The organism is Propionivibrio dicarboxylicus (assembly GCF_900099695.1).
In the GTDB taxonomy this organism is placed as follows: domain Bacteria; phylum Pseudomonadota; class Gammaproteobacteria; order Burkholderiales; family Rhodocyclaceae; genus Propionivibrio; species Propionivibrio dicarboxylicus.
Genome location: NZ_FNCY01000018.1, coordinates 78,580 through 88,507, shown reverse-complemented (window position 1 = coordinate 88,507; position 9,928 = coordinate 78,580). Strand labels below are relative to the sequence as shown.

The 9,928-nt window shown below is 64.1% G+C and carries 12 protein-coding genes; 6 read left to right on the top strand and 6 right to left on the bottom strand.

The features are described from left to right. The 5 genes from BLR25_RS21825 to BLR25_RS17190 all read left to right on the top strand — a co-directional run. On the top strand, positions 1 to 105 hold a 105-nt coding region (locus BLR25_RS21825; RefSeq protein ID WP_143009904.1), incomplete at its 5' end, for a hypothetical protein. Between the two features lie 115 nt (positions 106 to 220). Continuing rightward, on the top strand, positions 221 to 502 hold the full coding sequence (locus BLR25_RS21390) for a helix-turn-helix domain-containing protein (protein WP_176785962.1): 282 nt from the start codon (positions 221 to 223) through the stop codon (positions 500 to 502). A gap of 120 nt (positions 503 to 622) precedes the next feature. Next, on the top strand, positions 623 to 1,123 hold the full coding sequence (gene moaC, locus BLR25_RS17200) for a cyclic pyranopterin monophosphate synthase MoaC (RefSeq protein WP_091939386.1): 501 nt from the start codon (positions 623 to 625) through the stop codon (positions 1,121 to 1,123). Then, the gene (locus BLR25_RS17195) at positions 1,120 to 1,359 is read left to right on the top strand and encodes a MoaD/ThiS family protein (RefSeq protein ID WP_091939364.1); all 240 of its coding nucleotides are present in this window, start codon (positions 1,120 to 1,122) and stop codon (positions 1,357 to 1,359) included. The genes moaC and BLR25_RS17195 overlap by 4 nt, the downstream gene beginning before the upstream one ends. Further along, positions 1,360 to 1,785: a molybdenum cofactor biosynthesis protein MoaE gene (locus tag BLR25_RS17190; protein ID WP_091939362.1), complete on the top strand. Its 426-nt coding sequence runs from the start codon at positions 1,360 to 1,362 to the stop codon at positions 1,783 to 1,785. A gap of 30 nt (positions 1,786 to 1,815) precedes the next feature. Here the strand turns inward: BLR25_RS17190 and BLR25_RS17185 are convergent, their stop codons facing one another. The 6 genes from BLR25_RS17185 to cadR form a co-directional block, all read right to left on the bottom strand. Next, on the bottom strand, positions 1,816 to 2,586 hold the full coding sequence (locus tag BLR25_RS17185) for a substrate-binding periplasmic protein (protein ID WP_091939360.1): 771 nt from the start codon (positions 2,584 to 2,586) through the stop codon (positions 1,816 to 1,818). Between the two features lie 57 nt (positions 2,587 to 2,643). Beyond that, positions 2,644 to 3,642, bottom strand: coding sequence for an META domain-containing protein (locus tag BLR25_RS21385; protein WP_176785961.1), 999 nt, complete (start codon positions 3,640 to 3,642; stop codon positions 2,644 to 2,646). 45 nt (positions 3,643 to 3,687) lie between these two features. Further along, on the bottom strand, positions 3,688 to 6,861 hold the full coding sequence (locus tag BLR25_RS17175; RefSeq protein ID WP_176785960.1) for a PAS domain S-box protein: 3,174 nt from the start codon (positions 6,859 to 6,861) through the stop codon (positions 3,688 to 3,690). 248 nt (positions 6,862 to 7,109) lie between these two features. Beyond that, positions 7,110 to 8,360, bottom strand: coding sequence for a chromate efflux transporter (chrA, locus tag BLR25_RS17170; protein ID WP_091939356.1), 1,251 nt, complete (start codon positions 8,358 to 8,360; stop codon positions 7,110 to 7,112). A 56-nt stretch (positions 8,361 to 8,416) separates the two neighbouring features. After that, positions 8,417 to 8,623, bottom strand: coding sequence for a hypothetical protein (locus tag BLR25_RS17165; RefSeq protein WP_091939354.1), 207 nt, complete (start codon positions 8,621 to 8,623; stop codon positions 8,417 to 8,419). A gap of 120 nt (positions 8,624 to 8,743) precedes the next feature. Next, positions 8,744 to 9,166 carry a Cd(II)/Pb(II)-responsive transcriptional regulator gene (gene cadR / locus BLR25_RS17160; protein WP_091939352.1) on the bottom strand — a complete coding sequence of 141 codons (423 nt, stop codon included), beginning with the start codon at positions 9,164 to 9,166 and terminating at the stop codon, positions 8,744 to 8,746. Between the two features lie 90 nt (positions 9,167 to 9,256). On the opposite strand from cadR, the gene BLR25_RS17155 reads away from it, so the two are divergent. Next, complete coding sequence (locus BLR25_RS17155; RefSeq protein ID WP_091939350.1) at positions 9,257 to 9,928, top strand: cation efflux transmembrane domain-containing protein; 672 nt, start codon at positions 9,257 to 9,259, stop codon at positions 9,926 to 9,928.

Below are 9,928 nucleotides of genomic sequence, written 5' to 3'. Positions count from 1 at the left end.
ACCAAGCTTCTGCACGAGATGCAGCGCGTCAATGCGCGCTACGGCCTGGCCACCATGTGCATTGGCGGCGGCCAGGGCATCACCACGATTTGGGAGCGTTGCTGACCGTCCGCACGCCAGGCGCCGCGCACCGACACCGCCACGCGGCGGGACCGGTGCCGTGCGCCCGGAAAGACAGGATTCACGACATCTTCATAAGGGTAAAGCGCAAGGAGACATCATGATACGCGAGCTAAGAACCTTCATTGCCGTGGTCGAACACGGATCGTTTTCCGCCGCCGGCAACCAGATCGGCCTGAGCCCCAGCGCGGTCATGGCCCATATCGAGCGGCTCGAGGATGCGCTCGGCAAGCAACTGTTCGACCGCATGGGCAATGGCCGGCCTGCGGCACTCAACCCGGTGGGCGTGGAAACGCTGACGGGCGCACGTGAAGTACTGACCCTCTGGCACCAGATGCGGACAAAAAAATTCAGCGCCATCCGGATCGGCTATTCGCACTGAGTATTCACGCGACAACAAGGCGCCCGCCGCCAAGCCATCGCGCCCCGGCCCGGGACTGAATTGGCCAGGCGCAGCGGAGTGCGCCACGACCGGCGATCGCCGACCGAAAAGGAAGCTCCCTTGAACGATCTCACCCATTTCAGCGACAGCGGCCGCGCCCGTATCGTCGACATCTCGGAAAAACGCGTCACCGTGCGGGTGGCCACCGCCGCCGGCATCCTGCGCATGCGGACCGCCACGCTGGCGCGCATCCGCGCCAACGCGATCGCCAAGGGCAATGTGCTCGCCGTCGCCGATGTTGCCGCCGTCATGGCGGCGAAGCAGACGCCGACGATCATCCCGATGTGCCATGCCATCAGCCTTGCCGGCGTCGAGATCGCTTTCGAGGACGTCATCGAGCGGGATGCGGAGAACTGTCCCGGCATCCGCGTCGTCGCCACCGTCACCAGCATCGGCCAGACCGGCGTCGAGATGGAAGCGCTGTGCGCCGCCAACGTCGCGCTGCTGACGATCTACGACATGTGCAAGGCGATCGATCGCGGCATGCGCATCGAATCGGTCCAGCTGCTCGAAAAACGCGGCGGCAAGAGCGGCATCTGGAAAAGGAGCGTCGCCTCATGATCAAGGTCCTGTTTTTCGGCCCGGTCGCCGATACGATCGGCCAACGCAGTATCGATATCGAGTATCGCATCGACATGAGCCTGCAGGACCTGCGCGAGTCCCTCGCCCAACGCTTCCCGCAAGCCTTCGGCATCGTCGCCTTCACCGCCGTCAATGGCGTGCAAACCCGCAACATGCGGCAGTTACTGGCCGACCGTAGCGAAATCGCCTTCATGGCCAAGTTCTCGGGAGGTTAAATGCGCGCGTCGGTCAGGATTCAACACGAGGACTTTTCCCAGGACGAGGAAATCGCCCGCCTCAAGACGCGCTCGCAGCGCACCGGCGCGGTCGCGAGCTTCCTCGGCTGCGCACGCGATTTCTCCGAGGGGCGCGCCGTTTCGGAAATCAATTTCGATGCTTATGCCGACATGGCGCTCGCCGAAATGACGGTCATGCGCGAACAAGCCATTGCCATGTTCACGCTGATCGACGCGAGCATCGTCCATCGTCTCGGCACGGTGAAAAGCGGCGACAACATCGTTTTCATCGCCACCAGCGCCGAGCATCGGGCCGAAGCCCTCGAAGGCTGTCAGTGGTTGATCGACGAACTCAAGCGGCGCGTGCCGATCTGGAAGAAGGAAATCACGCCGGACGGCGATTTCTGGGTCGTCCCGCACGCCTGAACGGCGCGCTGCCGTCCTGCGCCGAGCGGCTCACGGCGCTTGCGTGTAGTGCGCCAGGATTTTCGCGTAACTGCCGTCGCGATGCAGGCTTTCGAGCGCCTGCCGCAAGGACGCCACCTGCGCCATCGACGCCTTGTTCTCTGCCGCCCGGGCAATGACGAGATACGCCGGACGGCGCTCCCACAAGCGCTTGGGCAGCAAGACAATGTCCTGGCGCGCGGCGACGCCGGCCAGCGTGAACTGAACGCTCTCGACGTTGGCGACAAAACAGTCGATGCGTCCGGCCAGCAGTTTCTCGACGTTTTGCGCCGTCGAGGCCACCTCCTCGAGTTTCACACGTCCTTGGCGAACAGCCTCGTTCAAGTCAGGCGGCAAGGCATAGCCCCGGTTATAGCCGAGGCGCTTGCCATTGAGATCGTCCAGGGACGCAAAAGGGAATTCGCCGCCGCGCCGGACGAACACGCCCATCGTGCTGAAATGAAGCGGCGCGATGAAAGACGACACCTGCTCCCGCTCGGGGGTGCGAAACAAGGGCATGGCCCACTGGGCACCGCCATTCTCCAGCAAATACAGGACGCGTTTCCAGGGGAAGACCTCGACGCGAACGTTTACCCCGGCCTTTTCCGCCGCCCGCCGAAGCATATCGACATCGACGCCGACCGCCTTGCCATCCCTAACGAAGCTGAATGGCGGCAGATTCTCGTCGGTCACGACGAGCAGTTCACCTGCCCATGCCAGGCGCCCCATGCAGCACAGGGCGATCATCAGCGCAACGAGAGCCGTTCCGATGCGTTTCACCATCGTTTCATACCGCTCACCGCCACGCACCGCCTCCCTTCGCTCTCCACTCTATCGGCATTATTCCACACCCTTGCCGGGAGCCGTCGGCCCCCATTCGTAGACGTCGCCATCGTTCGCCAGTGACAGCAATAGCTTGCCGTCCTCCAGCCGATAAGCGCGCACGAACGAAAGATCGCGCATGACCCGTTGGTCGGGCGAGCCCGGCGGGCAGGCCATGCGCGTTGTCGCGATCGGGCCGAATTCGATCGTCCCGGCCGACGGCGCGGACGAAGCCCCGACTTTCCAACGGGATCGCCCCCGATTGCAATCGATACGGAACAGTGCGTCGCCCTTGGCACCGAACGCGAGCGTAAAGGCGCCCGGAGCGACGACCGCCGCGCCCTCCCGCGCGCCCCCCGCAGGCCGGATGGCAAGCAGTTGCCAGGCGCTGCCCCTCAGCGGCGAGACCGCCGTGTCATCGGCTTTCTGGCAAGGCATCTCGGGCATCCCGAAGCCCCAGACCACCGTCACTGCCTCCGGACGCTCCCAAAAGGACTCGTTCCGCCCCTGATAGCGGGCGCCGTCGGGGCCCGGCGCCAGAAACATCAGCGAGGTCTGGTCGCCGCGCTCGGCGATCAGGGAGGGAGGATCGGTCGTGAAGAAAGTCGCGATCACCTCATCGACCGGATTGCCATTGCAGACGTAACGCACCGGCGGCGACGCCGGCACCAGGCGATAACGCGCCTGCAGTTCGACGATGCGACGACGGTAGGCGTCGACAACGCAGACGCGCTGGTCATCGCTTTTCCAGCACTCGTTTCGGCCCTTGATCCAGCCGCGCTGCTCCGCCTTCAGCACCGGCGGACGCTCGTTTCCGGCCTTCATCATCGCGTCGGCATAGACCGCGCTAAGTGCCCGATCCAGCGCCATCAACTCGGCATCGCGGCACACCAGGGTTTCCATGCTGTTGGCCGACGCCGTGCGGCAGTCGATGCCATTGTCCGCCAGCGCCGCAGCGCAGGCCCAGACGCCGATGGCGAACATGACGTACTGGCGTCCGGAAAGAAAGCCGCTCATGGTGTTTCCCTATCCTCCGAATGGCACGCCGCCAAGGACATCCGCCTAGCCCGGCCCGGCGTCCGATGTCCGCGCACCCGGCGATTTCTCCAGCCAGACGAGCAGTGCCGACCAAAGCACGGACGGCTTGATCGGTTTCTCGATGAAGTCGCACATACCGGCGGCCAGACAACGCCCCCGATCCTCGATATAGGCATTCGCCGTCATCGCCAGGATCGGCGTTTCCTGGCGTCCCGGAAGCGCATGAATCCGCTTCGCCGCCTCGATGCCATCCAGATGAGGCATCTGCATATCCATCAGGATGGCGGCATAGGCCGTCTTCTCGGCCATGGCGACCGCCTCGACACCGTCTTCGGCGCTATCGACGACGAAGCCGACGTCTTCGAGCATGAACTTCGCCACTTCGAGATTCAGCGGCTCGTCATCGACAAGCAGCACCCGGCGCCCGGCGTGACGCGCGCGCAGAGCCTGCTCGGCGGCAGACTGCGCCGACGCCGCTTCGACGACGACCGGCGGCGCCTTGTCGAGCCGGGCGGTGAACCAGAAGACGCTGCCTTCGCCGAAGCGGCTGTCGACCCCGGCATCGCCACCCATGAGTTCCGCCAGTTTCTTGGTGATCGCCAAGCCCAGGCCCGTCCCGCCGAATTTGCGCGTCGTCGAACTCTCGGCCTGCTCGAAGGCATTGAACAGACGCGGTACCACCGCCGCATCGATACCGATGCCGGTGTCCTGGACTTCGAAACGGATCAGCACCGTGTCGCCGGCTTCCTCGAGGACCGACGCACGCAGTCTGACCGATCCGGTTTCGGTGAACTTGACGGCGTTCCCGACATAATTGAGCAAGGCCTGCTGCAGCCGTGTCGGGTCGCCTCTGACTTCCGGAATGGCGGCCATGGTGTCGACGACCAGTTCAAGGCCTTTCGCCTTGGCGCGCTCGCCCATGATCGACTTGACGTTGGTCAGCAGGCTATTGACCCTGAGGACGACGTCTTCCAGCACCACCTTCTCGGCTTCGATCTTCGACAGGTCGAGAATGTCATTGATCGTATTCAGCAAGTGTTCCGCCGCGGTGTCGATCTTGCCCAGGCGCTCGGCCTGGATCGGCGTGACCGCGCCCCGCCGCAGGATGTGCGTCATCCCGATGATGCCGTTCAGCGGCGTACGGATTTCGTGACTCATGTTGGCCAGAAAAGCGCTCTTGGCCCGGTTGGCGATTTCCGCGGCGGTCTTCGCCTGCGTCAATTCGATCGTCCGCAACTCAACGAGTTCTTCGAGGTGATGCCGATACTGCTCAAGCTCGGCTTCGGTCTGCTTCTTTTGCGTGATGTCGCGGGCGATCTTCGACGCGCCGACAATGCGCCCCTCGTTATCGCGAACCGGGGAAATCGTGACGGCGACCGCGATTTCCCTGCCGTCCTTGCGCAGCCGCGTGGTTTCAAAGTGATCCACCGTTTCCCCGCGCTTGATCCGCGCGAGAATCTCCGCTTCCTCCTGATGCTTTTCCGGCGGGAACAGGATGTTCATCGAGTGGCCGATCATCTCGCCGGCCGAATAGCCGAACATCGCCGCGGCCGCCGCATTCCAGCTCGTGACGATGCCGTCGAGCGTCTTGCTGACGATGGCATCTTCGGAAGAACGGACGATGGCGGCGTACTGCTGCAATTCCTTTTCAATCTGCTTGCGCACACCGATGTCTTCGACGAACGCGAAGAACTGCCCGCCGGCGGCAACGGAATACGCGGTGATTATTTCAACAGGATATTCCCTGCCATCCTTGGCGCGATGCACGCTTTCGTAACGATCATGGCCTTCGGCGCCCTGATCGGCAATGCGGCGTTTCAACGCCTGGAAACTGTCCGAACGGCCGATCGCCGAAACCGACATGCCAATGAGTTCATCCCTCGAATACCCGGAAAGCCTCAGGTAGGCATCATTGACTTCGAGAATCCTGCCTTCATCGTCGAGCACGAGGAATCCGTCGGCGGCCGTTTCGATCGCGCTGCGATAGCGGGCATCCTTGTCACGCAGCGCCGCCTCCGAACGCTTGATCTCGGTGATGTCATGGGCGATGCCGAGCACGCCAAGCATCTTCCCGTCGGCGGAATACATCGGCGCCTTCGTCGTTTCGAACAGGCCGCGATAGGCATCGGTGGCGAACGTGATCCATTCCTCGTTCTTCGTCGGTTTCCCGGCCTGCATGGCGGCCTTGTCGTGGGCGCGGAAGAAATCGGCGAGATCCTTGCCGACAAAGTCGTAATCGGTCTTGCCGACGATGTCCTGCTCCCTGGCGCCGAAGAAGCGCTCGAACATGGCATTGCAGGCCAGATAGACGCCCTCCGTATCCTTGAGCCAGACCAGGTCGGGCAAGGTCGTCACCAGCGACTTCAAGTGGGTCCGTTCGATCTCCAGTTGCCGATACGGCTGCTGGACGCCCGAAATGAACAAGGCGCGATAGATCATCAGGTAGGCGAGCGCCTTGTAAACGTGACCGAGCAAATTGAACAGATCGGTGACATTGGCATACAAGGTGAAGAACATCTCGGCCAGGCCGAGCGTCCACGCCGCGGTGGCGAGCCATTTCTGATCGCTGTCGCGCAAGCGATCGAGGCGCTTGAGAATCAGGATCGCGGCAACCGCATAGAGCGCGAACAACAGGTATTCGGCGCCGACCTTGAAGGCGGTCAGTCCCTGTCCGGCGACGAAGGTGCGCGGGAACCAATCGGCATGAGCCAGCGCCAGCCACCAGATGACGGCGGCAATCGTCACGCCGACGGCGAGCGCGACACGACACACCGTCTCCGACCAGCGCCTGAGCGGCAACAACGGAATCGCCAGGAGCACGCCGGCCGCGACAAAACGCCCGGCCAGCCAGAAGTTGATGGCCTTTTCCGGCCCGCTCGGCGTGACCAGGTCGGGCATCCCGGCAAACGCCAGGGTATGTCCGACATCGATCAGGCATACCGACAGCAAGCCTGTCCCGAGCAGCACGTAATGATTGTTGCCGGCTTGCCGGCGCAGATTCCAGGCGAGCGAGAACACCATGGCCGAGATCGCCATGGCAATGAACTCGATGACAATATGGAACGGCAGATAATGCGCCGGCACCGAAAAGAAGGGCACTACCGGAAGCGCCCAGCCGCACACGAGGAACAGCGTCAGGACGGCCGCCCACACCGTGGGGGGGGAGATTTGGACGGATGCCAGGGTTTTGCCAGACATGGAACTCGAAAAATGAGAGATCTTTTCTACAACCGGCCCTCTCGACAGCGAGGACACCGTCGCCCGGAATCCGGCGAAGAACAAGCACTCGCCGGGAATTATCCATTCATACTGCGTACGCCGTGCCGTACTGATAGAGCATAGTCGCATTCTGCCCGTTGCGCCGGAAACGCGCTCGTCATTTTTTCCGTCCGGGGTATCAGCGCCGCCGACAAGCGGGCAAACGGCATCGACGGATACGCGCCCGATCAGAACAGCATGGCGGCCGGCAAGGTTTTCAAGAGGCAGCCGCCGGCGGCCGCCAGCATCACCACAAGGAAAGGCGAAACCCGGCCGAACACCAGCAAGCCATACGCGGCCAAGGCGAGGCCGACGTCGGCCTTGCCATGAATCGCCGCGGTCCAGATCGGATCATAGAGGGCCGCCCCGAGGATGCCGACGACGGCCGCATTGACGCCGCCCATGGCGCGCTGCACCGACACCCGCTGCCGCAGGGACTCCCAGTACGGCAGCGCGCCCGCGACCAGCAGGAAGGCCGGCAGGAAAAGCGCGACCAGCATGAGCAGCGCACCGGCCCCGCTGCCCAGCGGCGCCGGCATGACCGCGCCGAGAAAGGCGGCAAAGCTGAAGAGCGGCCCGGGAACGGCCTGCGCGGCGCCATAGCCGGCAAGAAAAGTATCGTTATCGACCCATCCGGTTGGCACAACACTGGCCTGCAGCAGGGGCAGGACCACATGGCCGCCGCCGAAAACCAGCGCCCCGGCCTGATAGAAGGCCGACACCGCCGCCACGCCCAAAGACGCCGTCATCGCAGCCACGGCCGGCAACACGGCAAGCAACAGGAAGAAGATGCCGAGAAGCACGGCGCCGGCACGCCGGCTGACGCCGTAATCGCGGTGCTGCAAGACCGGCAGGCGGTCGAGCGCGAGAAAGCGCCAGCCGACCAGGCCGCCGAACCCGATCGCGGCGATCTGGCTCCAACCACCATGAACTGCCAGCACCAGCAAGGCCGCGAAGACGGCGATGCCGCCACGCAGGCGATCCGGACAAAACGACACGGACATTCCCCGCACCGCCTGGGCGACGACGGCCACGGCCACGACCTTCAAGCCATGGATGATGCCCGAGTCGACCCGCAGGCCGGCGCCGGCGCCCAGGTTGAACGCGAACACGATGAGCGCAATGGCCGACGGCAGGGTGAACCCGAGCCAGGCCGCCAGCGCACCGCGCCAGCCCGCCCGGCCGAGACCGAGGGCGATGCCGACCTGGCTGCTGGCCGGTCCCGGCAGGAACTGGCACAAGGCGACCAGATCGGAATAGCTCTTGTCATCCAGCCAGCGCCGGCGCTCGACGAATTCGGCGCGGAAATAACCAAGGTGGGCGACCGGGCCGCCAAACGAAATCAGGCCCAGTCGTGCGAAGGCAGCGAGCACTTCGAGCGCCGATCCGCGGCCGCGCGGCGGCTCAGGCGGCGATTCCAGGGCGCTCGGCGGGGCCATGACACTTGCGGGGATTCACGTCCGGCGGCGCGCAACGCCGGCCGGACGCATTGCGCTCAGGCCAAGGTATTGATGACGGCGCCGACGACCTGACCGCTGAGATTCAGCGTTGGCGCCCGAACCGCTGCCGCAGCGCCCGCACCATCGTCCTTGTCGCCGTCATTTTCCGCCTCGCGACGGACTGACGGCGCCGGGCTTGATTGCGCCGACAAGGACATCGACGCAAGCGAACCGTAACTCGAACCCACAGCGCCCACTGACATGACATGCTCCTTACGAGTGCAGATGACAACCGGTGCGAAACGACCGGCTGGACAATAGACCGCCCCGCTTCCCGATGGTTCTCGGGGCACCTCGACGGGCAGATGCCGGGCAAGCATACGTCATCGATGGCAGGCGCAATCCTCCTGCAGCGACGCCGCCACGAGTTCATGCAGAATGCCGCATTCCCGCGCCGTATGATTCTTGTCGCATTGGGCGCGCAAGGCGACCAGCTGCCGTTCGAGCCGCTGCACGCTGCGCAAACGCTCGCGGACGCGACTGAGCTGGTCGTCGATCAGCGGGTTGATGTCGCCGCAATCGGCGTCGGGATGCGTGACGAAATCGAGCAATCGTTTGACGTCGGCCAGCGGCATGTCGAGCGCGCGGCAATGCCGAATGAATGCGAGCGCCTCGAGATGGCGCTGACCATAGGCGCGGTAACCATTTTCCGCGCGTGGCGGCGGCGGCAACAGCCCCGACTTTTCATAGTAGCGAACGGTGTCGACCTCCGTTCCGGCGCGGCGCGCCAGTTCTCCGATTTTCATCCCGGACTCCAAAGCAGTTCTGTCTATTGACCATGGAGCGACTCCATGGTTTCAAATAGGCGCCAAGCAAATCGACGACGGAGACGAACCATGGCGGGATGTTGTTCAGGCGGGTGCGCATCGGGCGACGCGGCAGTCTCGCCGCGCTATCGCAAGGCCTTGTGGATCGCGCTGGTGATCAATGCCCTGATGTTCCTGGTGGAAATACTGGGCGGACTCGCCTCGGGATCGGTGTCGCTGCTCGCCGACGCGGTCGATTTCGCCGGCGACGCAGCCAACTACGGCCTGTCGCTGGCGGTACTCGCCCACGGGCCGCTCTGGCGGGCACGCACCGCGCTCGTCAAAGGACTGAGCATGGGCGCCTACGGTGTCTTCGTTCTCGCCAGGGCCGCCTGGTCGGCGTTATCGGGCATGCCGCCCGAGCCCTACACCATGGGCGTCATCGGCGCGCTCGCCCTGACCGCCAACGTCTCGGTCGCGCTGATGCTTTTTGCGTATCGCGAAGGCGACGCCAACATGCGTTCGGTCTGGCTGTGCAGCCGCAACGATGCCATCGTCAATGTCGCGATCATCGTGGCGGCAGTCGGCGTCCTCGGCACCGGCACGGCCTGGCCCGACCTCGCGGTCGCCGGCATCATCGCGGCGCTGGCGCTTTCCGCCTCGGTCAGCGTCATTCGCCAGGCACGTCGTGAAATTCGCCGGGAAACGGCAAGGACCGGCTCCGACGCTACGCAAAAAGCATCAACAGGCCGTCGCGTCTGA